We start from the raw sequence: 25,199 nt of genomic DNA on the forward strand, positions 1-25,199 counted from the left end.
TTTATTAATAAAATCATAATACAAATAACCAGTAATGACATGGCAGGTCAAAATACCTTTGACGAAAATTTATTTTATCAAGACCAACCTATGTTAACATCATTACGTAGCAAGCCGATTCAGTGGGATAAAATGACCCGGATCGGATTGATGCATTTATTGTCAACGGCACTTTTAACCGGAGCCGGTTACACTAACGCTTCGCCTTTTTCTACTAAAAAGGATTTCACGCAAAATTTCACAGAGCGTTCCCGCCAGTCGTCGGACCTTGCGCAGGAAATAAAAATACAAGGTAAAGTTGTCGCCTCAGATGGCAGCGGATCGTTGCCGGGAGTAAGTGTTGTCATCAAAGGAACCTCGCAGGGTACCACAACGGACGTGGATGGTACTTTTCAAATTTCTGTTCCATCACCCGAATCTGTTTTGATATTTAGTTTTGTTGGTTACGAACCCCAGGAGGTCGTTATTGGGAACCGTTCTTCTGTTGATATTACATTAAAACCAGACACGAAGGCACTTAATGAAGTGGTTGTCGTAGGGTACGGAACACAGAAAAAAGCGAACCTGACAGGAGCAGTTGACCAGGTGAGCAGCAAAGTGCTGGAAAACCGTGCATTGCCAAACCTTTCTCAGGGACTTCAAGGGGTTATCCCAAACCTTAACCTGACGATGGGTGATGGAAAACCGACGCAATCGCCCGCATTTAACATCCGGGGGACTACTTCAATCGGACAAGGCGGTAGCGCATTGGTACTTATTGATGGCGTAGAAGGTGATCCAAGCCGTATCAACCCGAATGACGTTGCCAGCGTTTCTGTACTTAAAGATGCTGCATCGGCAGCAATTTATGGGGCCAGAGGTGCATTTGGTGTGGTTTTGATTACTACCAAAACACCGCAAAAAGACAGAACTACGGTTAATTACTCTTTTAACCAGGCAATTAAAAGTCCTATTGCCGTACCGGATTTCGTGACGGACGGATACACTTTCGCCAAAATGTTTAACGAAAGCTGGAGTGCCTGGAACGATTATGCGCAGACTCCGCAGAACGTTAACAAAACGGTAAAATTCTCTCCGGCTTATCTGGCCGAATTTGAAAGACGCTCGAAAGACCCAAGTTTGCCAAAAACGGATGTCGATCCGGTAACCGGTGAGTATGTTTACTACGGAAACATGGATTGGTACAACGAGCTTTACAAGAAAAATACCAGCGCCAGGGAGCATAATTTGTCAGTTTCCGGTGGAAGTGACAAGGCTGATTTCCTGGTAACGGGCCGCTATTTTGGTCAGGATGGTCTTTTTAAATACAACTCTGATGATTACAAAATCATGAGTTTGCGTGTGAAAGGTTCGGTTCAGCTTTACAAATGGCTTAACGTTGCCAACAACGCCGACTTCTCTTCGATGAAATATCATAACCCGGTGAACGTTGGTGAGGGTGGTTCTATCTGGAGAAACATTTCGGATGAAGGCCATACCATGGCGCCGATGTTTAACCCGGACGGAACGTTAACTTATTCCGCAGCGTATACGGTGGGAGATTTCTGGTATGGCAAAAATGGCATTGACATGGACAAGCGTGTTTTCAGAAACACGACCAGTTTTGCTTCCCAATTTTTCAATGACATATTGAGAATCAAAGGAAATTTCACGTACCAGAATACCGACAATAACGAATATCGCCGCCGCGTTCCGGTTCCTTACAGCCGCAAACCGGGTGTCATTGAATACGTTGGAACCAATTTCAATGATCTTCAAAACCTGCTGCGCAACACGCAGTACACGGCCACGAATATCTACGCTGAATTTGAACCAAAGGTTGGTGCAGATCATTACTTTAAAGTTTTGGCAGGATTTAACCAGGAACAGTCGCAGTACCGTGGTTTGCAGGTCGTTCGTAACGGACTTATTTACGAAGATGCAAGCGACATCAACCTGGCCCTTGGCCAATCGATTACCACTGGTGGCGGTTACGAAAAATGGGCCATTGCAGGTGGTTTCTACCGCTTGAATTATTCGTACAAAGAAAGATATCTGGTGGAATTCAACGGTCGCTATGACGGTTCTTCCAAATTCCCTTCCAGCCAGCGCTATGCGTTTTTCCCTTCTGTTTCGGCCGGATGGAGAATATCCAATGAATCATTCTGGAAAGCCTCTCCAAAATTGATTTCTGAATTAAAACTACGTGGATCTTACGGCTCGCTCGGGAACGGAAATATTGCCTCCTACGCATTTCAGGAACAATTCGGGATATCCCAATCGGGAAGGATTCTCAATGGTGTTCGTCCTCAGCAGTCCGGTCAACCTAATGTATTGCCGAACGGACTTACCTGGGAAACATCAAGTACGGCCGATTTCGGTCTGGATTTATCGATGCTTTCCAACCGTTTGACTTTGAATGCGGATGCTTACCAGAGAAAAACAACGGGCATGTTTACACAGGGCATGGCGCTGCCGGCTGTTTTTGGTACGGATGTTCCCAAAGGTAATTATGCTGACTTAACAACCCGCGGATGGGAAGCGGCCGTAACCTGGAAAGATCAGTTTACAGTGGGCGCGAAACCTTTGAACTATTCGGTTCGTTTGACAGTGGCCGACTACACCGCGAAGATTGACAAGTTTAACAATGCCGAAAGAAGACTTAACAATTACTATACGGGGCAGAAAGTGGGCGAAATCTGGGGTTTTGTTACTGACCGGTATTTCACGTCTGCGGATGATATTGCAAACTCGCCAAAACAGATTTTGTACAAAGCTTCAACAACTGGCAAGCTCCTTCCCGGAGACATTAAATTCCAGGATCTTAACGGCGACGGCGTTATTGACAATGGCGATAATACGGTTGACAAGCCGGGTGACAGAAAGATCATCGGAAATTCACTGCCACGTTATACCTACGGCGTGACGCTTGCAGCTGATTGGAACAACTTCTTTATCTCCGCATTTTTCCAGGGCGTCGGAAAACAGGACTGGTTCCCGGGTTCGGAAGCAGGTAATTTCTGGGGACAGTACAACCGTCCTTACAACAAGATCCCAACCTGGCAGCTTGGCAATATCTGGTCAGAGGAAAATCCTAATGCTTATTTGCCCCGTTACCGTGGTTACACCGCGCAGAATGGTTCGGGAGAACTTGCCCAGGCTCAGACCAAATACCTTCAGAATGTGGCTTACATCCGCATGAAAAACATCCAGATCGGATATAACCTGCCACAGACTCTGATCAGCAAACTGAAAATGTCGAGCGCTCGTGTTTATGTTTCAGGGGATAATCTCTTCGCCTGGTCACCGCTTTACAAAATCACCAAAGATATTGACGTAGAAAACATCGGCAGATCTGACGCTGTTTTGAACCCGTCGGATGATCCTTCTGATCCTAACAGAGGAAACAGCGGTAACGGTAACAACTACCCGATGTTAAAAGGTTTCACCATGGGATTGTCTGTGACATTCTGATGACCACCTGACTTTAAGAATATTATTAAATCAAATGACAATGAAATTTAAATTTATAGGACTGTTATTCGCAGTGGGTCTTATGGCCGGCGGATGTCAGGAACTGGACCAGGTTCCGCAGTCTACTGCTGATAACAATGCTGTCTTCGGAAGTGAGAAAGGTCTGGAGCTATACAGCAATTCTTTTTACAATATCCTGCCAAATGGTAACGACATCATCCGTTCAGACGAAATGAGCGACTTCGGTGCCCGTTCTTCTGTTCCCGATTTTCTTCGTGAAGGTGCGTATGGCCCTCGTCAGAGCAACGGCTGGGATTGGAAAGCCCTTCGTAACATCAATTATTTTATTGAGAACAATAACCGCGAAACCGTTCCGGCAGATGCAAGAAAGCATTACATAGCCCTTGCGCGTTTTTTCAGAGCGTTGTTTTATTTTGAAAAAGTAAAACGTTTCGGTGATGTACCCTGGATTAGCAAGACTGCGGCGGTTGACGATCCTTCCCTTTTCAATGGTCGCGATCCGCGTACTGTCGTGATGGATTCTGTTCTTGCCGACCTGAACTTCGCCTGTGAAAATATTCGTACGACCTCGGATCCAACGAGAAGTTTGATCACAAAATCGGTTGCGTATGGTTACAAGTCGCGCATTTGCCTTTTTGAAGGTACGTTCAGAAAATACCAGACAACCTATAACTTACAGCCGACAGCCGAAAAATGGTTGAATGAAGCCATTTCGGCGTCAGAAAAAGTGATTAAAGAAGGCGGTTTTTCATTGAACGAAACGGGAGGAAATGAAAAATCCTATCGTCAGATTTTCACAAACAATACGCCTGTCGCCAGCGAAGTCATGTTGTCTTTTGTCTGTGATCCTGCTTTAAGCATTTACAATGACGCCAACTGGTGGTGGACAAGTGCTACTTATGGAGCTCGTCTGAGTTTCACCCGCACCTATGTCAATACGTATCTGAATACCGACGGAACGCCTTTCACAAACAAAGCCGGATATCAGACGCTTACTTTTGCCGAAGAAGTAAAAGGTCGTGACAAAAGACTTCAGCAGACGATCCGTATGGGAAGTTACAAAAGGATTAACGGTGGAAAAGAAGAGGCTGCCCCTCCTATTTTTTCATACACCTACACAGGATATCAGCCAATCAAATGGACTCTGGATGATACCTATTATGACGGCGGAACGAGAAATATCAACAGTATCTCGATCATGCGTTATGCCGAAATACTGTTGAACAATGCCGAAGCAAAGGCTGAACTGAACAAATTAACGGATCAGGACTGGGCATTAACAGTCGGCGCGTTACGCAAAAGAGCAGGCATCACAGGCGGAATCTCAGCTGTTCCGACCATGGTAGATCCTTATCTGCAAACGAATTATTTCCCGGGTATATCAGATGCCGCTATTTTGGAAGTCCGTCGTGAAAGAGCTACTGAATTGTGTCTGGAAGGTTTCCGTTTTTATGATATCGTACGTTGGAAACGCGGTCCTTTGATGGAGCAAAAGTGGAATGGATTTTACGTTCCGGCCTTGAATCAGCCGATGGACCTTAACGAGGATGGAAAAATGGACGTTGCTTTTGTAAAAGGTACGCCAACCAGTCCGGTGCCGGGTGTTACTTACATCAACGTGGCCGAAACAATTAGCGCAGGCGTAAATCCTCAGCGACTAACCAACGACACATCCGGAGAAATTACCTGGCTGAACAATGTTCCGCGCAAATGGGAAGAAAAACATTACCTCTATCCTATTCCTGAAACCGATCGTCTGTTTAATCCTAAATTGGGGCAAAACCCGGGATGGTAATTTAAATCGTCGGCTGTCGGCAATTGGCTATCAGTTTGTTAATTTAGAAAACGATAGCCAATTGCTAATACCCGACGACTTAAATTACACTGAGTAAAGAAATGAAAAAATTTACTCTTTACTTTGTGACTTTACTTTTACCAATTTTTAACACTAAATTTTTACCCATGAAAAAAGCATTTCTCGTTCTGATGGTTTTGACCATGACAACGGCTGGTTTTGCTCAGAAAAAGCCCGAAACCATTAATATCGCGTCTTACAATCTTCGTTACAATAATAAAGGTGACGGCATAAACGCCTGGCCGAACCGTAAGGAAAATGTGAAAGGACTTATCCGTTTTCACGAATTCGACATTTTTGGCACGCAGGAAGTGCTGATCGGACAGCTACACGACGTGGCCGAACTTACTGAATTTGCCTTCCTTGGCAAAGGTCGTGATGACGGAAAAGAAGGCGGGGAACATTCGGCGATTTTCTATAAAAAAGATCGCTTTAAAGTGTTAAAATCTGGTAATTTCTGGCTGAGTGAAAACCCTGACAAACCTGGGTTGGGTTGGGATGCAACCTGCTGCAACCGTATTTCTTCCTGGGCAAAATTCCAGGACCTGAACACGAAAAAGGAATTTTATTTCTTTAACGTCCACTTTGACCACCAGGGCGTTGAAGCACGTCGTCAGTCAGGTCATTTGATGGTAAAGAAAATCAAAGAAATCGCAGGGAACGCTCCAACAATCTTAACAGGAGATTTTAACTCTACACCAGAAACGGAGCAGATCAAAACCATCAAGACTTTGCTTAACGATTCACACGACGTAACTGAGCAACCAGCTTACGGTCCGGAAGGAACCTTTAACAGCTTCAAATTTGACGCGCCGATGGACAAACGTATCGATTACATTTTTGTCAGCAAACCGATCAAGGTTTTAAAATATGGTGTGTTAACGGATGCGAAAGAGCAGCGTTATCCATCAGATCACCAGCCGGTTGTTATCAAGGCAGTTATCAATTAATACGGCCCGCACTTATTTGATAAGTAGCCAATGCAGCTAAAATCCTTGTGATGAATGAAACGGTTTCGTTCATCACAAGGATTTTTTCTTATCATGTCATGGAGAAAAAATTGCTATACCTGGATTTTACAGCCGTGGCTATGCACTTTTAGTTGCTCCTCAATCGCGTTGCCGTCCACTAAACCCCAGCTTTCAACGATTCTTTGATCACGAATTTTCATAAAACGATATCCTACCGCGACAACATCTTTCCCCCTGGGCTCAATTTCCCGCCAAGGCCCCACCTGCTTCAGCAGCATGCTTATTTTGATGATTACCTTATCGTTTTCACAAACCATTTCATCAATAATTGTTCTATGCTCAAAAGACAGACCTGTATTCCGTATCCATATTTTCAGCCCTTCTGAATTTTTTGGGAGTGTGGCCGGTAGCGAATGATCGATGAAATCAGGGTGGAGATAATGGTCAATCTGGTCAAACTCGCTCCTATTCCAGATATTTTCGATAAAGGCTGTTATCAGATTTTTGTTCTTTGTGTTCATCGTTTGGTTCATGTTTAGAACACAAATTTCGATGATCGAAAGCGTGCGTACCTGTGATAATTATCACAAAAGATCAAGGCTGTTTGCGGATCCGGCTCAGCGTTTCGCGCGCAACCCCCAGATAGCTGGATATCTGTGAAAGGCTTACACGCTGAATAATTTCCGGATGGTTTTTTAGCAAATATGCATAACGTTCCTTTGCATCATAAAGGGTAAACAAGTTGCTGTATTCTTCCTGTCTGATTGACAGTACTTCGACGATTTTGCGTCCAAAAGACTCAATTTCCTGAGAAACCCGATAAAGTTCCAGGAGCCGATGCTTGTCCAATTCCCAAAAAACTCCAGCTTCCGCCGCCTGTATCGAGGTTTCCGAAGGAGTACCCGAGCGCAGGCTTTTCAGATTGGTCGTGAAGTTATTTTCGAATGTGAAAGCGGTATTCATTTCATTCCCCTCTTTTATCCTGAAACTTCTCAGAAAACCTGTTTCTACAAAAAATATTTTTTTACAGACCTTTCCTTCTTCCAGCAGATATTCCCCTTTCGAAAGTACCCGCTCCTGAACACAGGCTATCAGCTTTTCGATACTTGCCTCCGACAAATATTCCAAATTTGACATGCTGGCTTTAAAACGTTCCTGGAAAGCGTTTGGCATCGTTAAAGGCTTTTCACATGAATACTGCCGGGATTACCCCAGGCAAAAAACAAAAAAATAGCGACAGTTAAAACTATCGCCATGCATTAAAAACAAAACTTTAATTCCGTTCCTTATCTGCTGATCCAGCTGAATTCATATTCCAACTCCGGAATACGGGTACGGTCAGCGATACGACGCAAACGTGCAGGCAAGGCCATTAAGTAATCACGCGCCTTTTCTGCACCTGAATTAAGATCTCTAATGGCTCCAATTTCCCACTCTGCAAGCAAAGATTCAAGAATTTCGATATAGTCCATTGTCGTATAAACTCCTAAACGCTGGGCAGCGTCTGAGAAGTGAGAGAATGTATCACCCATTTTAACTCCGGTTTCACGAAGGAAGTGGGCGGGCATTACAATTTTTTTCCGCATCATATCCTCCAAAGCCAGCATAAGTTCGGATGGATCTACGGCCAGAATGCTGCTGACGAAAGCTTTGTATGCTTTCGCGTGGCGCATTTCATCCGAAGCAATGACCCCGCAAATTTTTGACAAATGCGGATTTCCAAACTGTTTCGAAAGGGTTGCGGTACGACGGTGCGATACGTTTGTTGCCAACTCCTGGAAAGAAGTATAAATAAAGTTACGGTAAGGATCGCGGTCGGTGCCGATATCAAAGCCATCGGCAATCAGATACTGTGTAGAAACTTCCATGGCACGCATGTTCACGCGACCGGAAAGATATAAATACTTGTTTAACAGATCGCCGTGACGGTTTTCTTCTGCTGTCCATGCTCTTACCCATCGCGACCAGCCAGAAGGATTATCGACCTGATCCACGCCAATTACATCCATCAACCACGACTCATAGGTCGGAAGGGCTTCCTCCGTGATTGTATCTCCAATCAATACTGCTATATAATCGTACGGTAAATCTCTGCAACTTTCCTGCAATAATTTCACTTCGCTAAAAAAGTTCTCCTTGCTGGAATCCGGTAAAAAATCCGTTGGCTGCCAATTTTGGTCAATCGGTTTCAGGTATTCTGCCATCAGGGCATCGAGGTCCTTTCCTACATGTTGCATGACTTCAAGCCGTGCTGCTGAAAGTGCGGTTTCCATTGTTGATTCAATTTTAATCTCACATTATGATTTCACAAAGTACGTGAATTTAATGTAAGTTATACATGACAAATCTCATTTCCTGCTTTACAAATTTTCACAATCGGTGTACATTTGGGTTATTATTGTGTAAAAAAAGGAATGAAAAAAATTATAGACTACCTCCTAAGCATCGTTTACCTTATTCATTTCGGTCTGACTTTACTCGTTTTTCACGCGCTGCAAGTGGTGACACTCAATATTTTCGGTAAAAAAGCACACGAAAAAGTAGTCGATTATCTAAACTTCTTTCTTACCTACGGCTTATACCTGACGGGTTCCAGTGTAACACTCAAAAATCGCGCCGTGATACCCGACGAGCGCCCTGTCATTTTTGTGGCCAACCACCAAAGTACCTTTGACATACCGGCGCTGATCTGGTTTTTGAGAAAACGTCACCCGCTTTTCGTTTCCAAAATCGAACTTGCCAAAGGCATTCCAAGTATTTCGTATAACCTGCGCAAAAGCGGTGCAGCGCTTATCAACCGCAAAGACGGCAAACAGGCCGTCAGCGAAATTTTACGTTTGGGAAAGCTAATTCATGATACCACTGGGGCTGCCATTATTTTCCCGGAAGGGACGCGCACAGCCAGCGGCATCATGAAGCCTTTTATCCCTGGAGGTGTTGCAACATTGTTAAAAAAAGCACCCCACGCATTAATTGTACCCGTTGCAGTGAACGGAACCGGAACCTTCAATCCAAAAGGAATATTTCCGCTAAGATCATTTTCTAAATTATCGTGGACTGCCTTACCGCCGATTGAACCTGCGGGAAGAAAAGTGGAAGAAATTTTATTGGAAGCGCAAGAATCCATCAGGGCAGAATTGGCATAATGAACAGTCAGTCAAACTCCGCCAACTTTTCTGCCACCCTTTCAGGGTTTTGATATACGGTTTAACTGCCTACCTGCTATAATACTGCCAGCCTTTCAGGCTTGTTTAAACCCAACGCTTCTATTAACCGATAAAATCCCGAAGGGATGAAAGTATTATAGAAAACCAGAAAGCCGACACAATCGCATAACCCGGAACGGGTGACACAACACGACCGACCAATGTATGATCGGGCGACATCCGAATTACAGTATGCCCCTTTCAGGGTTTTAATACCCGCCTTAATCCACTTTCTGCTACAAGACTGTCAGCCTTTCGGGCTTGTTTAAACCCAACGCTTCTATTAACCGATAAAATCCCGAAGGGATGAAAGTATTATAGAAAACCAGAAAGCCGACACAATCGCGTAACCCGTTCCGGGTTACACAACACGACCGACCAATTCCTGACGAGCGACGTGATCCAAAGTTTACTTCTAAAACCAAATTTTATAAATATTTTCTCCGCTCCATTTTGCAGCCATTCTTCTCATAATAAACCCGTTACAAAACATTGAAAATTACAATTAAATCTACTTTTAACCACTTAACAATCGTTAACAAATCCCAATTAAACCTAGATCAAAGATATGCCTCTAACCTACGAAACTTAAAAAAACACTACCATGAAAAAGATACTTTTTGTAGCCGCAATTTTAGCATTTGGGTTTACTAACGCATCAGCGCAATATGGAGGCCGTGATCGTGATTACCATGGTCGTGACTACCGAAATAATCCGCGTGAATACCGGAACTACGGTATCAACGCTTTACAACGCGAAGCGCGTGAGCAAATCTCTATGGGCATTCGTCGCGGAACCTTAAACTCCCGTGAGGCAGCCGTCCTTATGAATGAGTATGACCGTATCGCTGAACGCGAAAGAAGATACAGCGCTCATGGCCGCCTTTCGCACAGAGAAGCTCGAAAATTGACCGAAGATCTTGAAAGATTAATGGCCGATACCCGCGACATGAGCCACAGACGTGGTGGTGATGGCTGGGCAAGAAACCCAAGAGGAAGATATTAAAAATCAGTTGAAGGTTTAGGTAATGTAAAAAAGCATTTCTCGGTTTGAGAAATGCTTTTTTTATATACGATCAAAAATACCTGACAAGCTTTACGTGCGACTTTTTAAAGCCTTCCTTCTGATAAAACTTGTGCGCATTTTCCCTGACATTGTTCGACGTAACTTCAATCTGCTGTGCCGATTTACTCTTGGCAAATACAACCAGTTGTTCCACCAGTGCCTTGCCTATTTCTTTTGAACGATATTCCGGTCTTACATACATTTCCTGGATCTCGGCCACCATGCAGACATGGTGCAACAAAGGCTGTACATGACAACTGCCCATGCCAACTGATTCTCCATCAAGCTCGGCAATCAGATAACAGATATGGTCATTTGCCAAATTACGATGGTAAACGTAATTAAAATCCTGTCTGTTCAGCGATTTATTTTCAAGATCACAGATCATATGATAGACCGTTTCTTCATCATAAAGGGTTGCCAGACGAATATGAAGCGCTGTGGAGACCATCAATAATTTTTTAGAACTGCTGCAATTCAGCAGAATCATGAATAAATAAACCTTTGTGTGGAAGCCGGGCGAGATTCACCATGGCATTGGCCACTTTTACCGCTTCAATAGCCGCATACTTTTTCAGGGGGCCAACCATGATAGGGTTAGCAATCCGTGACAAAACTTCGCCGATTTTTTCTCCGAAACGTGTTTCGCCTCTGTCTCCCAGCAATAACGAAGGTCTTAAGATATGCAGTGTATTAAATTGCAGATCAGCCAGTTCTTTTTCCACCTCTCCTTTTACGCGATTGTAAAAAATCATCGATTTTGAATCCGCGCCCATGGAGGTCACAATAAGATATTGACCGGAACCATTAAGTTTCCCTGCCCTGCCAACCTGCACGGGATAGAGAAAATCAACTTTCCTGAAAGCTTCCTCCGAACCCGCCTTTTTGATCGTCGTTCCAAGGCAGCAGAAAATATCATCTGCCTTGACAAGCGACGCATCCGGGTTGTCAAAATCAAAGAAAATTTCGGTTAGTTTTTTGTGCTGAATCCCTGTTGCTTTTCGGGTTAAAATTTTAACCTCTTTATAAACATCTGAATTCAGTAAATTTTGAAGTACTTGTTTACCGACAAGTCCGGTTGCTCCTGTTAATAATGCAGTTTTAAGTGTTGGGTTAGTCATAGCATAACGTTTAGAAAATGCAATTTAAAAAGTATAGCGTCAAGTTGACAACGATATGAAAAATTGTCTACTTAAAACGGATACATTTTAAAATTGCATATTTAAAGCCTGCCTATTTTATTTTTCTGGCCAAATGGTGGCGATCTTCCCGGTTCCCGCTATTACTTTGCTTTGATACTCCTTCATTTCGGCAACGGTCCATTTCGTAATGTCTACCGGGCTTCCGTCACAATAAAAACTGATACATCCAATACAAGACATGTACCCTGAGTCATAATTGAAAATGGGTTTGCCATTTACTTCAAACAGTTTGATTGTTACCAAATTCTCCTCCTTTTTCACCTTGGCGTCTTCGATGATTTTGCGTAACCATGGTAATTCCCGCATCGGATAATTCACACCGCAAACCGATGCCTTTACCGCACCAGTGGGATCCCTATCCAATTCATCTTTTTTACACGAAACAGCTAAAAATAGAAACAAAAGAATAGCATAAGTCTTCATCGTATTTTCGTTTAGGCATAACTTGATGACACCAGCCCTGCCTAAAACGTTGGAAAGCAGTACACAAAGCGGATGCTACACAAAGGCGCTTTCTCCCGTTATCGCCCTACCCACAATCAGGGAATTGATTTCCTTTGTCCCTTCATAAGAATAAATCGCCTCCGCGTCGGCAACAAAACGGGCGATGTCGTATTCTAGCAAAATACCATTTCCGCCAAAAAGTTCGCGGGCATGATCGACTATGGAACGCATCCTTAACGTACAGAATACCTTCGCCAGCGAGGCATGTTCGTCGGTAAGCTGTCCGCCATCCTGCAACTGCGATAAGCGGTACACCATCGTCTGCATCGCCGTAAGATCACCCAGCATGGTAACCAGCAAGTCCTGAACCAGCTGAAAACCGGCGATCGGGCGGCCAAACTGTTTTCTTTCCATCGTATATTTCAAGGCCAGCTCATAGGCACCACGTCCGCAGCCTACCGCCTGCCAGGCAACCCCGGCACGCGTCATACGCAGTACATTGGCGGTATCTTTAAAAGAATTGGCATTTTGTAAACGGTCAGATTCAGGTATTTTACAATCCGTTAAGGTGATCAGCGCGTTCTGAACCGTCCTCAGTGCCATTTTATCTTCCATTTTTTTCGCCTCGAAACCCTGATTATCCTTTCTGACGATAAATCCCTTCACCTGATTATCATCCAGATTACGCGCCCAGATTATGGTGATGTCTGAAAAAGTAGCATTCCCGATCCATTTTTTCTGTCCGTTCAAAACCCATTCATCACCAATTTTCTTACACGTCGTGGTCAATCCTCCGGCAACACCTGAACCAACTTCGGGCTCCGTCAATCCAAAGGCTCCGATAATTTCCATTTTCTGCATGATCGGCAGCCAATATTCTTTCTGTTCTTCGGAGCCGCAGAGATAGATGGAACCCATGGCAAGTCCGCTATGAACCCCGAAAAATGTAGAAATGGAAGAATCTACCCGCGCCATTTCCATGGCCAGAAAACCTTCCAGCAGCGCAGATTTACCTCCGCATCCGTATCCATGATAGGTTAATCCGCAAATATTGAGTTTTGCCATCAGCGAAATGATATGCATGGGAAAATGTGCCTTGTTCCAATATTCATTCGCAATGGGGCGAATTTCCGTTTCCATGAAATTCCTGACTTTCAGCAAAATTCCCCTTTCTTCAACGGTCAGGGTTTTATCCAGTTCATAAAAATCACCATTGACAGGCGGCTTTTCTTTTTTCTTTCTACTTCCGGCCTGAAGTAATTTCAGCATTTTTGCCAGATCCTCGTCATCCATTTTGGAAACCGTTGCCATCAATTTATTCAGGTCAACTTTCTTCGAGAGTTTGCTGACTGCGTTTAAATCTATGGTTTTTAAAAGCGTACGTATCTGAGAAAATGATTCGAATAAACCCATGAGGAAGATTTTTAAGTTGCTGAACGATTATCTAACTAAAAGTAACAACCGGGCCAAATCTATTCTTCAATTTAAAACGAATGTGATCCCGTCTTAGCACGATAACGTTTCTAAAAGTGAGACATTGACTTATGCCGTCGTCCAAAGTGTAGAATTTTATAATCACTCCGGATTATCCCGTCCCTTTTTCTTCCAAAATCATCGCGGTACAAGTTTTGAAACAGTATTTCAAAAAAGCACTTCAGTCATGAACAGCGAAAATAAAAACGTGGCAGGCGGATCACCTTCACGATCCGGGCCAGACAAGGCTCTGTTGCAGGAGGATGACGGCAAAAAAACTTCAAAGCAGATTAAGGAGGAAGCAATCAGGCAGTCTGAAAATGAAAATATGACGCACAAAAGAGGTTACAATGAGACGGACCCTAAAGTACCGGTAAAATCTGTCAAGAGTTAAGGATTATATATTTGACAAACAAAAATGGCGTCATAAAAAGCGCCATTTTTGTTTGTCCCAGTAATTTATTTCGTAAATAATGCTTCCAACGCGGCAGCAAGATATACAAACGGTGCATTCCAGTTAATGGCAATTTCATTCGACGCATAGGAACAGTCTGCATCGACAAAAGATTCATCTGCAAATTTGTTAGGATAACCATCGCATTTATCCTGTTGCCCCGGATTAGGGCCGCCGGATAAAAGTCCGGGTACCGGCTCCGCAATACCATCAGCAACAGAAGGACGATGGTGTGGGTGCATGACCTGTTTTGACCCAAAACCAGTTAAAAACGAATAACCCGTCGCATTTCTACCAAGCAGGTAATCCAGATTGCCCAGCGCAGCATTCAAATATTTTTTGTCCTTCGTCAGTTTATATGCCTGTATCAATGCAACTCCCTGATTGGCAGCAACCGCAGAACTTCCCCACACGTAATCTCTGGCCGTTTTCCCCATAACCGTGTGGTAGGGCTGTGTATCCAGACCAGCAAGCAGATTATCCGAAAAGTTGATCACGTTCTTTTTTATCGACCGCAGATATTGCTGATCTACCGGCCCCAGCTGGTTTTCATTTCTGATGATCGTGTAATAAGCCAACGCCTTCACCTGGCTCCACGACGGCAACGGCATTGGTTTATGGGTTTCAAAAGATAAATTTTTAAGATAATCCTCGTTTTTCGTGGTAACATACATTTCAGCCGCGGCCCAAATCCATTCATCGGTTCCGTCTTTGTCTTCATACCCACCCGTAACCACATCCGGATCCAGATTTTTATTCATTTCATTTTGATGATATTTCAGCGCAGGATTCCGCTTTGCCCAACCCCAGCCCTTTAATGCAGCGACTTTGCAAGAATCTGACAAACCGGGCAAGTCCTTTTCAAAATCCTTGAAAACCCGGCTTGCCTGTGCCATTACCGCCACAAAATCAAGTGCGGCAATCGTATTTTTTTGTACGACATAACGTGGACTTTTACAAGCATCGGGCATAACCATACCATCAAACCGAGGATTCGTTAATTTATGATAAACCCCGCCATCATGCGGATCCTGCATGGTGAGCATCCAGCGAAGATTCCATAAGACCTCATCGAGCAGATCAGGAATAGCATTCCCGCTCTCCGGAATATTGGTATTCAGCGTTTTGAAATAGGCTGGAAAATCTTCGTAAACAGAGAGCAATGTAGCCATCGTAATCCCCGAATTCACGATGTATTTATTGTAATCACCCGCATCATACCAGCCACGGGGTGAGCTGATCACCGTCATTTCCGGTCGTTCGGACGATGCAGCAGACGGATGGATCAGAATTTTGTCATCAGGATGTCCGGCTGCACGCGCCCACTTCCCGGCAAATTTCTCCGGCAACGGAACGGAAGCCCGCTGATAATAATAACCGCGAATAGCCGCGACCGCGACGTTTTTATGCACCACAGGTTTTATCTCAAAAGGATACGAAGCACCGACGGATGCTACTTCAAGTACATAATTCCCGTTCTTTTGGAAAGAAGAAAAATCCGCAACGCGTCCCTCCTTGCCCGAATAATGGCTTTTACGGATCTCGCCCAATTTCCCTTTAAAAACAACCTTCTTTGATTTAAAGTCTTTTAACACGAATTCCTGTCCGCTGTTTCCCAAAACCACCGCCCTTTTTTCAGCCTGAGGATAAAACCCGATCTGATTCAAACGTATCGACTCCGATGTAGATTGAGCAAAAGTCAGCCTGACAAGTAAAAGGAAAGCTATTGAACTGCAAAATGATTTCTTCAATATGATGGTGTTTAATCGTTCATAAACTTTCTGGCACCTCAGATTGTCCTTATTTCAAAGTCGTCTGATCACTTCCCGTAATAACGCTCCGGTGAAATTCGCCCCAGCGTCGTAACTCTTCAATCAAGGTGTTTAACGTCCTGCCGTGCTCAGTCACGGTGTATTCGATAACCACAGGTATGGAATCGTAGACTTTCCGCACAATCAAACGGTTTATTTCCAGCTCCTTTAACTCCTTGGACAACATGCGCGATGTCAGGTTGGGAATGGCTCCCTGGATTTCCATAAAGCGTTTACTCCCCAGCCCCATCGCAATCAGGATAGGAATTTTCCATTTTCCGCTCACGACGTCCAGGGCATCCCGCACGGGCAAAATTGTTTCCCGGCATTCGGGATGTTCGTTGTTTTTCAACATACCACTTACATCAAGTATAGCCCTATACTATTGTATATTACTTACAATTATATAGTTATTATTCCGAAATTTGTATTGTCAATTTAGAACAGGACAATCAGGCTGTTTGTCCTCATTGAACAAAGTAGGGTTATGAAAATCCATACTCATACTAAATCGACCTTAAAAGCTAAAACACAAAAAATATGAAAAGCAGGGAAATATCGAAAGTCGTCTTCGCACGGGAACATGCTATGGGAGAAATTACGGTAAAACAACCACTTCCATCACAAAAAGTGGATTATCTGGATCCGTTCGTGCTATTGCATCATGCAGAAAACGATGTACCAGAGGACCTGAATCTTAAACATTCCGGCGTGGGGCCGCACCCACACCGTGGGTTTGCTCCTGTTACCTTTGTTTTCGAGGGTGGTGTATATCACCAGGACAGCCGTGGAAATACCGGGACTGTCTTCACAGGAGGCGTGCAGTGGATGCATGCCGGTATGGGAATCATTCATAGCGAACGACCATCGGTCAGCGGGCATCAGGAATTTATCCAGATGTGGATTAATTCGCCTGCGAAAAATAAAATGGACCAGCCCACTTATTATCCTTTGACAGCTGAAAATACGCCACAGGTTTGGAGTGATGATAAAAAAATACGGTTATCGGCGGTAAGCGGGAATATTTTGGGAACAAAAGGCCCAATCCCAACATTAAGTCCGATCAATTCGGCGATGATCTGGGGTGAAAAAGACGGGAAAGTTTTCATTCCTTTTGAAGCCAGCCACAATGCTTTTATCTATGTGCTGACGGGGAAGGTAAAAATCGGAGACCAGGAAATATCCGCTCAAAATATGATTATTCCGGACCATAACGGCGAAGGCATTCAGCTGGAAATACTGGAAGATACCAAAGCACTTTTCATGAGTGGCGAGCCCATTGGCGAAGCCATTATCGCGCAGGGACCTTTTGTCGTTAACCAGGAAATCCAGATCGTAGAAGCTTATCGCGACTACCGGATGGGTAAAATGGGTATTTTGATTGAAGATTAGTCGTTAAGCTGTCTGTTTTCAGCATCAGCAAATCGGCGGGATTATCCGGTTGCCCGTGATCAGCTTGGTACTGATCACTGCATCAACCGGATAATTCCGCCGATCATATTTACTTACTATCTAGACTTTTTTAGGCCCAACAGAGTCGTAAATAACGACTTTCTCCCACAAGTGCGCGTAATTATTTCTGAATTCGTCGTGAATCGGGTGCGTCTGATATAATTCCTCCTCGATGATATTATCGAAAATACACATCCAGGAAAAAGTATAATCTTTAACAATCACAGAACGGCTCGTCGGTGCAGGCTTACCGATGTTCACATATTTTATTTGTGGAACTTTGGCCAGTTTTTTCAATCCTTCCAGCAACTTGGCTTCATCCTGGGCATTGCTGGGATCTTTCAGATAAAAAAGGACGTGGTGTATAAAAACCTCTTTTATTCTTTCAGGCTCAGCAGCCAGGGGTGAAATCGAGACCAATGAAGCCAACCCCGCACTTTGCAAAAACTTACGTCTAGATGAATCTTCCATGATTTGGGTGTAAATGAATTATAATATTGTGAATAATTTCCAACTGTACCTATTGTCACTTATTTACACGCGGATAACCATTGTACCCTCACAAATCTACAATTTTTCTAAAATTTACAATCAGACGCCCGCCATCTTCACCAGCTCATTAACCGTCTTCCAGTTCCTCGTCGTCGCCGTCACTTTCAGTTTCTTCTCGAAAAAATTGTTGTTGAGTTTTGTATTTCCATAACCAGTCGGACAAAAAAGATAAACGGCTTTCCCATCCACGATCCATTCATCCGGCAGGAACTGACCCGTTTCTTTTAACTTTTCAACCAAAGCTTTTTCCGGTTCCTCACCCAGAAAAGTAACGTGAAGTTTCAAAACATCTTCCTTTCGCGCCGTTAAAAACGGGTTCTGCTGCTGAATCCGAGTCAGTTCTTTTTCATCCAGAACAATGACGGGAACATCAAAGGAAAAAGTTTTTTGTATCGCGTCATGAATTTCTTCTTGCAGATTTTCGTCACTTCCCGATTTCACGCTGAACGCCACATTACCACTTTGTATGTACGTTTTCACATTTTCAAAATGAAGGTCTTCAAACATTTTTTTGAGCTCCGTCATTTTGATCAGATTCCGGCCGCTCACGTTAATACCCCGTAAAATTGCAATGCATGTTTTCATAACCTGTTTCAAAATTTCAAGGAAAGTATAATGGCTCAAAACATGCCCGTCAGTTATCCTGTACCCGGTTGGTATTCACCGGGAAGAATCAAATCCAGTAAATAATTTCTAAAATCTGAAACCAAAATTAAAGGCAAATTCCCCCGTCACCTGCATGCCATCGTTGTAAGAACGGGAAGACGAAATCCGCTGATCGAGATAACGCATACCCAGGCCGCCATTCAAACCAAGATTGATTTTCGGCGTGATCTGAAAATTCAGATAATTGTTGATGATCAGTCCCAGGCGAAAACTGTTTCTTTCAATCGAACTGTAATAGCCAGTCGTCCCGGTAGGCACATATTGACTGTCCCTGTCCTTGTTGAAACCCAACATGATGTTCGGTCCCACGGCATAGGTAACCTTCCGCTGCCCGAACGGATAAATTTTGACCCCGGGCGACACGTAAAAATTGGTATAATAATGATTGCTAAGGTCAATGCTGGAACTGTAAACATTGTACTCTTTAAAGATAAAGGCTACGGGTAAAATAATCCCTACATATTGGTTTTCCCCAATCAGTCGCTCATAGCTAAAACCGAGACCAGGGCCTGAATCTAATGCCTTAAAAGGTGAAATTGTTAAAATATTTCGGCCATAATCGGTACCATAACTGCGTTTGGCCGGCTCTTCTTTTTTCACAGGCTCACGCTCGGAAATCATAAAAACCTCTCCGTTTCCGAATTCAATACGTTCCAGTTCAGCCTTGCGAATGACGAATTTGGCACTGTTCGGATCCTGGCTGGTTTGATACCGTATCTCCTTAACACCCACTTCCGTAACCTTTCCTTCGAGGATACGACCATTTCTTTTAATCAGTTTGTCCTGCGCATGCGCAGACAAGACAACGGTCAATAAAAATACCAGAGACAATAAACTCCTTTTCATGGTAGTTGGTTTTAGATGGCTAATGTTACGCAAAGCTATGAGAAATCGGTGACATCGAAAATAAAACATAATGAACGATAAAAATCGTATCGCTGTTACCTATTCAACCTGAAAAGGTTCTTAATACTATTTCGGCTCTGTTTATACTTAAAGCTATACACATGGGCAGCTTAAAACAACCAAATGACATTTCAAGAATTAGACCTCATTGAGCCTATTAGAAAGGCTCTGACAGAAGAAGGATACACCACTCCCACTCCAATCCAGGCAAAAGCGATCCCTATTATATTGCAACACAGAGATTTGCTGGGTTGTGCGCAAACAGGTACCGGAAAAACAGCGGCTTTCGCCATTCCGATGCTTCAGATATTAGAAGAAAAGGCAAAGAGCAGATACGAAAAAGGCCCGATCAGAGCACTTATTCTGACACCAACGCGTGAATTGGCTATCCAGATCGGCGAAAGCTTTGCTGCCTATGGCCGTTTTACCAATATTACACATACCGTTATTTTTGGTGGTGTTGGTCAAAAACCACAAACCGATGCGTTGAAAAAAGGTGTTGATATTCTTATCGCCACACCAGGCCGCTTGTTAGACCTGATCAACCAGGGTTTTGTCCATTTAAAACAACTGGAAATTTTTGTTTTGGATGAAGCAGACCGTATGTTGGATATGGGTTTTGTGCATGATGTGAAAAAGATCCTGCGCTTGCTTCCTTCCAAACGCCAGTCGTTATTTTTCTCAGCAACGATGCCGCCTGTGATCATGACGCTTGCGGATACGATCCTGACCAATCCTGCAAAAGTTGAAGTAACACCCGTTTCTTCAACCGCAGATACGATTAAACAGTCCGTCTTTTTTGTTGACAAATCTGACAAAAACAGCTTGCTGCTCCACATTCTCAAAGACGACAACATTGCTACGGCACTTGTTTTCACGAGAACAAAACATGGTGCGGATAAAGTGGTGAAAGTGCTGCGTAAAGCAGGTGTGACATCGGAAGCCATCCATGGAAATAAGTCGCAGAATGCACGTCAGAATGCTTTGAAAAATTTCAAAAGCCAGGCAACACGTGTGCTCGTTGCCACGGATATCGCAGCCCGCGGTATTGATGTGGATGACCTGACACACGTAATCAACTACGAAATTCCGAATATTCCTGAAACTTATGTGCACCGTATCGGTCGTACGGGCCGTGCAGGAGCAAAAGGAACGGCTTTTTCTTTCTGTGATTTAGATGAAAAAGCATACCTGAAAGATATTCATAAATTGATCGCCAAAAACATTCCGGTTGTGAAGGATCATCCTTATTCCAACGGACGGTAATTTCAGTTGAATTGACTTATGTACAAAAATACATATACCGATATCAGCCTGACCCAAATGAATGAACTTCGTCAGCAATCCGATTCTGTGGTGGTTGATGTGCGTGAAACCTGGGAATTTGAGGAATTTAATGAAGGTGGAATCAATATTCCCCTGGCAGAAATAAGACAGCAGAGAGAGCTGCTGTCACCTTTTAAAAACATTATTGTGCTTTGCACAAATGGTGTGCGAAGCAAGGTCGCCGCACTGGATTTTTGCAGAGTGCCTGAGTGGAATGAAAAGAAGATCTTCCATTTGCACGGCGGAATTCTGGAAACTGAGTAGCGGCTTGTTTGTGTCGTACAAAAAGCGAAAAGGCTGTCCTTTCGGGGCAGTCTTTTCACTTTTTTAAGTTTTACCCGTATTAATTAAAGATATAACGAACACCAATCTGTGCCTGCCAAACGTCGTTGATTGTCTGTGATTTCACAAACGAGTCCGTCATCAAAACAGGGACATTGTTCACCACCTAGTACCCCATCCGGTAACTTGGCACACCGTCTGTAACGCCTGCAAAGTTCAGGGCATTAGAAGTCGTTGCATTGGTAGAACCCGTTGCAAGGCTTGCAACACCCCATTTGCTATGGATCAGGTTACCAATATTAAAAATATCGGTCCTTAAAAGGATGATATTTTTTTTGTTTTTGGTCCCTACTTTTACGTAAAAATCCTGCTCCACTGTAAAGTCAAAACGTGTCAGCCAGGGGTATGCCGCCGCATTGCGTTCTGCAAACTTCCCTCTGCGTTTCGACAGGTATGGATTGTTGTCGATAAACTTTTCCAGATCTGCAAAAACTTCATATTTCTTTTCAATAGCATAAATTTTCGGGGATTTAATTAATGGAGTTAGTGAACAAATCCTGATAAAAAAGAAAGATCCGGGCCCTAACAGACCCGGATCTTTACACAAAAAACTATTTCCTAAAAACTTAGAATGAATAACGCACCCCAAGCTGTGACTGCCAGCGGGAAGAGAAATCACTTACATTGTAAGGTCTTCTTGTACCTTTAATATCAGTCATGTTATTGATATTAAACTGCAAAGCAGGCGCTGCGGCAGTTGGCGTGATCGCCTTGCCATCCTGAGTCGCTGCACCTGAGTTCACCACTGCAAACAGCAACACGTTCTGGTTGTTTGCTACCTGGTTTGTAGCAGCATAACTTCTTCCCCAATCTTTATTCAAAAGATTACCAACGTTAAGTACGTCGAAGAATACCTGAAGTTTATTTTGTCCGAGTATGAAATCCTGCTGAATTCTCAGGTCAAAGTGATGCTCAAATGGCGCTCTGTCTTCGTTACGTTTTAAGTTTTTACCCAGATTATCTTTCAGATATTCGTTGTTACCCACAAATGTCTGAAAATCGGTCCATTGCTGAGAAGCCGTCGCACCACCTTTGATATCTGCGAAATTAGCCTCAGCAGCAGTAGCAGGGAGATAAACCAATGTGTTGACCTGTCCCGCAGATGCTCCCTGAATATCGTCACCAGTGATGGTTTTACTATACAGATAAGACAATCTCTGACCCGATTGGCCGGTATAGATCAAAGTGAAGGTTGTAGCCAGGTTTTTAGAATATTTAATTTCCTTGCTGATTGTTCCTACGATACGCGATCCCAGATCAAAGTTGGAGTTGCTAAGATCGAGACGGTTCAAACCGTTTGTAGCATAAGCAAAACGCCAGTTAGACTGTGCAACCGAACTTGTCAAATCTGTAAGTGATTTCGAGCGTCCATAGGTGTAGGCAAGGAATCCCGACCAACCTTTGCTGTATGGTTTCTGAACCTGGGCAGTCAGGTTATAACTGTAACCTTTGTTTGTATTTTTCAGCAAAAACACGTCAGAGAAAGCTGCGCTTGTTCTTTTTGTCCAAAGCGGGCGTGTTGTAGGTCCCAATTTAACAGTTCCTTCGCCGTTTTCACTGATGTTAATATTCTGATAATTTGCGTTGTTAACCGTTTTCGTGAAAACCCCTTCCAAACTACCGATTAATCCCCAAACACCCAGCTTCTGATCAACCGCAAGATTGGCACGGAAAATCTGAGGGAATTTAAAGTTTTTATCAATCACATTAATAATAGAAATTGGCTTGGAAGTAGTGCTTGGAATGTAAGCACCGGCATGGGCATCGTTCGGATCAAATTTGAATGGAATTTTTCCCAGATCAGCCGAGGCAGCGTTATAACTTAAACTGGCAACACCTGTATTGGACATTTGGTTAGAGATCCATACGAATGGCACACGGCCCGTAAATAATCCGGCACCTCCACGCAATTGTGTAGTAGCATCACCTTTAACATCCCAGTTAAAACCAACACGTGGAGAGAACAATGGCGCAGACTTAGGCATTTGCTGCGTTTTAACATCGTAAGCTCTAAATGCTTCATCTGCATTAAATGCTGCGTTTTCGGCTGGCTTGTTGAAGAACACAGGAAGGTCGATACGCAGACCATAAGTCAGTTTAAAATTAGATTTCACAGACCACACATCCTGTCCGTAAACGCTGAATTGAGCCGCATGCAGGGTTGCAGGTGCTTTGTCATTAGGGTCTGTGCTCGTAGAAAAACCTGCCGAATAACCTGTCAGCCCCTTGTTTGCCATAAAATTGGCGATATTATTTGTATTGGTGTTACCTGTCGAGCCGTAGGAGTAACTTCCGTAGAATCCTTGAAGGAATAAGTTTTCGCTATTGAAAAACTCATTGTTTGTTCCAAAAGTAAGCGTATGCTTGCCTTTGTATAATGTAAAGTTGTCAGTAATTGTGAAAATATCCTGGTCAAGACCGTTAACCTGAGAAGAAAAATCCGAACCCAGATTGTACTGAATTGTAAATTTCTTAACGGCATCAAAGTTATTGATGGTCAGCGCAGGAAAAAAGTTACTGGCTCTTTTATCACGAACGGTATTGTAAGTAAAACGAAGGACATTGGATGCATTGGCCGAGAACGTGCTGTTTAGTTCCAAAACGGTTGAATTGGACTTGCTCAAAAATTTGTACCCTGCGTTGGAGAAAACAACCGAGTTAGCCGATCTGCTTCTGATATCATTGCTTCCGTCTACGTAGTTATGACGCAAGGTCAATGTGTTTTTGTCATTAATGTTCCAGTCAAGACGAGCGAATAATGATGTCGATTTATTTTCATTATTGATTTCACCAAAGCTCCCCGGATCGTAGTTATATGTTTTTGTAATAAAATCTCTCAACGATTGCAACGTATCTACGTTGGCATTTGAACCCGAACCCGCAATTGTCGGGTCAAACGCAAGTGGAGTAGATTTCACATATTTTTCAGCATTTACATAAAAGAACAATTTGTTCTTGATGATCGGACCGCTTAAACTTGCGCCGAAAGTTTTATTGCTGAAATCCGGATATTTATTCCTGGTAACAACGTCATTATATGCTGCGCTCTTGCCTACAAATCCCTGGTTCTGGAACTGTCCATAAGCCGATCCGTGGAATTTGTTTGCCCCACTTTTCGTAACCGCATTAATACCGCCACCTGTGAAACCGCCCTGTGTTACATCGTAGGGAGATAACACAATCTGCATCTCCTGAATTGTTTCAATCGAAATCGGGTTAACGTTCGCCTGCCCACCGTTTGTACCACTTGAACCAAGACCAAAACCATCCGTCGCATTGGCCCCGTCAATCGTGAACTGGTTGTAACGGTTGTTTTGCCCACCGAAAGACACACCATTACCGGCAGTACTTGCCTGAGGAGTCAAACGAGCAAAATCTGAAACACTTCTGCTGATCGTCGGTACACTTTGCATTAATCTTTGCGAAATGAAAGTCGATGTACCATTTCTTGACGTACTGATCAGGTTTCCTTTGCCGCCTGAAATCACTACTTCATTTAAAGTTTGAGACGCATCTTCAAGTGCTACGTTGACAGTCAGCGGAGAGCCCAGCGTCGTAACGACGTCAGCGATTTCCTTTGTAACCAAACCAATGAAAGTAACCGTAATTTTGTAAGGACCACCTACCCGCAGATTAGGCAGTGTGTACTGTCCGTTGTCCGATGAAATTGTGGAATAAACGGTTCCGGTCGGCTCATGAAGCGCTTTGATCGTAGCACCCGGCAGGGTTTCGCCTTTGGTATCTGTGATCCGGCCGCTGATTAATGATGAAGTAACCTGGGCTTGTACTTTTCCGCTTAGGAAAGACAAGGAAAATACGAACAGCATAAGACTTGCTGCTCGGAAAAGTAAACTTTTCCTGTTCATAGAATTCGGGGATTTGATGAATTTTAGTAGTAGGTTCACTAAAAAGTGATTGCTGATATTGACCGTAAAATAAAAGTTTTTTTATTTATAAAACAATATTCGTAGTCCTACCAAAATACTATACTAAATATCA

At 43.5% G+C, this 25,199-nt stretch carries 23 protein-coding genes; 9 read left to right on the top strand and 14 right to left on the bottom strand.

The window, feature by feature from the left end; translation table 11 throughout:
• Nucleotides 1-90: 90 nt before the first annotated feature.
• The 3 genes from RB622_RS20395 to RB622_RS20405 all read left to right on the top strand — a co-directional run bounded on the left by RB622_RS20395 (nucleotide 91) and on the right by RB622_RS20405 (nucleotide 6,279).
• Nucleotides 91-3,453, top strand: coding sequence for a TonB-dependent receptor (locus tag RB622_RS20395; RefSeq protein WP_308048484.1), 3,363 nt, complete (start codon nucleotides 91-93; stop codon nucleotides 3,451-3,453).
• A gap of 34 nt (nucleotides 3,454-3,487) precedes the next feature.
• Nucleotides 3,488-5,269 (top strand): RagB/SusD family nutrient uptake outer membrane protein, encoded by a 1,782-nt coding sequence (locus RB622_RS20400; RefSeq protein WP_409021724.1) that lies wholly within the window; start codon nucleotides 3,488-3,490, stop codon nucleotides 5,267-5,269.
• 167 nt (nucleotides 5,270-5,436) lie between these two features.
• On the top strand, nucleotides 5,437-6,279 hold the full coding sequence (locus RB622_RS20405) for an endonuclease/exonuclease/phosphatase family protein (RefSeq protein ID WP_308048486.1): 843 nt from the start codon (nucleotides 5,437-5,439) through the stop codon (nucleotides 6,277-6,279).
• 113 nt (nucleotides 6,280-6,392) lie between these two features.
• Here RB622_RS20405 and RB622_RS20410 read toward each other — a convergent pair whose 3' ends face one another.
• The 3 genes from RB622_RS20410 to RB622_RS20420 all read right to left on the bottom strand — a co-directional run bounded on the left by RB622_RS20410 (nucleotide 6,393) and on the right by RB622_RS20420 (nucleotide 8,573).
• Complete coding sequence (locus RB622_RS20410; protein WP_308048488.1) at nucleotides 6,393-6,821, bottom strand: ester cyclase; 429 nt, start codon at nucleotides 6,819-6,821, stop codon at nucleotides 6,393-6,395.
• Nucleotides 6,822-6,894: 73 nt separating this feature from the next.
• Nucleotides 6,895-7,473, bottom strand: coding sequence for a Crp/Fnr family transcriptional regulator (locus RB622_RS20415; RefSeq protein ID WP_308048489.1), 579 nt, complete (start codon nucleotides 7,471-7,473; stop codon nucleotides 6,895-6,897).
• Nucleotides 7,474-7,586: 113 nt separating this feature from the next.
• The gene (locus tag RB622_RS20420; RefSeq protein WP_308048490.1) at nucleotides 7,587-8,573 is read right to left on the bottom strand and encodes an acyl-ACP desaturase; all 987 of its coding nucleotides are present in this window, start codon (nucleotides 8,571-8,573) and stop codon (nucleotides 7,587-7,589) included.
• A gap of 141 nt (nucleotides 8,574-8,714) precedes the next feature.
• Here RB622_RS20420 and RB622_RS20425 point away from each other — a divergent pair, with 141 nt between their 5' ends.
• Complete coding sequence (locus RB622_RS20425; protein ID WP_308048491.1) at nucleotides 8,715-9,446, top strand: lysophospholipid acyltransferase family protein; 732 nt, start codon at nucleotides 8,715-8,717, stop codon at nucleotides 9,444-9,446.
• A gap of 664 nt (nucleotides 9,447-10,110) precedes the next feature.
• On the top strand, nucleotides 10,111-10,512 hold the full coding sequence (locus tag RB622_RS20430) for a hypothetical protein (protein WP_308048492.1): 402 nt from the start codon (nucleotides 10,111-10,113) through the stop codon (nucleotides 10,510-10,512).
• 70 nt (nucleotides 10,513-10,582) lie between these two features.
• Here the strand turns inward: RB622_RS20430 and RB622_RS20435 are convergent, their stop codons facing one another.
• From RB622_RS20435 to RB622_RS20450, 4 genes are all read right to left on the bottom strand, one after another.
• Complete coding sequence (locus RB622_RS20435) at nucleotides 10,583-11,062, bottom strand: GNAT family N-acetyltransferase (RefSeq protein WP_308048493.1); 480 nt, start codon at nucleotides 11,060-11,062, stop codon at nucleotides 10,583-10,585.
• A complete protein-coding gene (locus RB622_RS20440) occupies nucleotides 11,034-11,693 on the bottom strand; it encodes an SDR family oxidoreductase (protein WP_308048494.1) in 660 nt (219 codons plus the stop codon). Before RB622_RS20440 ends, RB622_RS20435 begins: the two co-directional genes overlap by 29 nt.
• A gap of 117 nt (nucleotides 11,694-11,810) precedes the next feature.
• Nucleotides 11,811-12,197: a hypothetical protein gene (locus RB622_RS20445; protein ID WP_308048495.1), complete on the bottom strand. Its 387-nt coding sequence runs from the start codon at nucleotides 12,195-12,197 to the stop codon at nucleotides 11,811-11,813.
• 75 nt (nucleotides 12,198-12,272) lie between these two features.
• Nucleotides 12,273-13,631 carry an acyl-CoA dehydrogenase family protein gene (locus RB622_RS20450; protein WP_308048496.1) on the bottom strand — a complete coding sequence of 453 codons (1,359 nt, stop codon included), beginning with the start codon at nucleotides 13,629-13,631 and terminating at the stop codon, nucleotides 12,273-12,275.
• Nucleotides 13,632-13,878: 247 nt separating this feature from the next.
• On the opposite strand from RB622_RS20450, the gene RB622_RS20455 reads away from it, so the two are divergent.
• Entirely contained in the window at nucleotides 13,879-14,085 is a 207-nt protein-coding gene (locus RB622_RS20455) for a hypothetical protein (protein ID WP_308048497.1), read from the top strand.
• A 65-nt stretch (nucleotides 14,086-14,150) separates the two neighbouring features.
• Here RB622_RS20455 and RB622_RS20460 read toward each other — a convergent pair whose 3' ends face one another.
• Together RB622_RS20460 and RB622_RS20465 are read right to left on the bottom strand one after the other, a co-directional pair.
• Nucleotides 14,151-15,896: a glycoside hydrolase family 9 protein gene (locus RB622_RS20460; protein WP_308048498.1), complete on the bottom strand. Its 1,746-nt coding sequence runs from the start codon at nucleotides 15,894-15,896 to the stop codon at nucleotides 14,151-14,153.
• 49 nt (nucleotides 15,897-15,945) lie between these two features.
• Entirely contained in the window at nucleotides 15,946-16,311 is a 366-nt protein-coding gene (locus RB622_RS20465; protein ID WP_308048499.1) for a helix-turn-helix domain-containing protein, read from the bottom strand.
• 185 nt (nucleotides 16,312-16,496) lie between these two features.
• On the opposite strand from RB622_RS20465, the gene RB622_RS20470 reads away from it, so the two are divergent.
• Complete coding sequence (locus RB622_RS20470) at nucleotides 16,497-17,348, top strand: pirin family protein (protein ID WP_308048500.1); 852 nt, start codon at nucleotides 16,497-16,499, stop codon at nucleotides 17,346-17,348.
• A 120-nt stretch (nucleotides 17,349-17,468) separates the two neighbouring features.
• On the opposite strand, the gene RB622_RS20475 is transcribed toward RB622_RS20470, so the two are convergent.
• From RB622_RS20475 to RB622_RS20485, 3 genes are all read right to left on the bottom strand, one after another.
• Nucleotides 17,469-17,879, bottom strand: a complete 411-nt coding sequence (locus RB622_RS20475; RefSeq protein ID WP_308048501.1) for a Dabb family protein — start codon at nucleotides 17,877-17,879, stop codon at nucleotides 17,469-17,471.
• A gap of 120 nt (nucleotides 17,880-17,999) precedes the next feature.
• The gene (locus RB622_RS20480; protein ID WP_308048502.1) at nucleotides 18,000-18,545 is read right to left on the bottom strand and encodes a DUF1697 domain-containing protein; all 546 of its coding nucleotides are present in this window, start codon (nucleotides 18,543-18,545) and stop codon (nucleotides 18,000-18,002) included.
• A 108-nt stretch (nucleotides 18,546-18,653) separates the two neighbouring features.
• Nucleotides 18,654-19,472, bottom strand: coding sequence for a hypothetical protein (locus tag RB622_RS20485; RefSeq protein ID WP_308048503.1), 819 nt, complete (start codon nucleotides 19,470-19,472; stop codon nucleotides 18,654-18,656).
• Between the two features lie 183 nt (nucleotides 19,473-19,655).
• Between RB622_RS20485 and RB622_RS20490 the strand changes: the two genes are divergently transcribed.
• Both RB622_RS20490 and RB622_RS20495 read left to right on the top strand, forming a co-directional pair.
• Entirely contained in the window at nucleotides 19,656-20,798 is a 1,143-nt protein-coding gene (locus RB622_RS20490) for a DEAD/DEAH box helicase (RefSeq protein ID WP_308048505.1), read from the top strand.
• Between the two features lie 18 nt (nucleotides 20,799-20,816).
• The gene (locus RB622_RS20495) at nucleotides 20,817-21,122 is read left to right on the top strand and encodes a rhodanese-like domain-containing protein (RefSeq protein ID WP_308048506.1); all 306 of its coding nucleotides are present in this window, start codon (nucleotides 20,817-20,819) and stop codon (nucleotides 21,120-21,122) included.
• Between the two features lie 184 nt (nucleotides 21,123-21,306).
• Here the strand turns inward: RB622_RS20495 and RB622_RS20500 are convergent, their stop codons facing one another.
• Nucleotides 21,307-21,747: a hypothetical protein gene (locus RB622_RS20500; RefSeq protein ID WP_308048507.1), complete on the bottom strand. Its 441-nt coding sequence runs from the start codon at nucleotides 21,745-21,747 to the stop codon at nucleotides 21,307-21,309.
• Between the two features lie 19 nt (nucleotides 21,748-21,766).
• Nucleotides 21,767-25,066: a carboxypeptidase regulatory-like domain-containing protein gene (locus tag RB622_RS20505; RefSeq protein WP_308048508.1), complete on the bottom strand. Its 3,300-nt coding sequence runs from the start codon at nucleotides 25,064-25,066 to the stop codon at nucleotides 21,767-21,769.
• Nucleotides 25,067-25,199: the final 133 nt, after the last annotated feature.

It is taken from the genome of Dyadobacter sp. LHD-138 (assembly GCF_030929615.1).
Lineage (GTDB): Bacteria > Bacteroidota > Bacteroidia > Cytophagales > Spirosomataceae > Dyadobacter.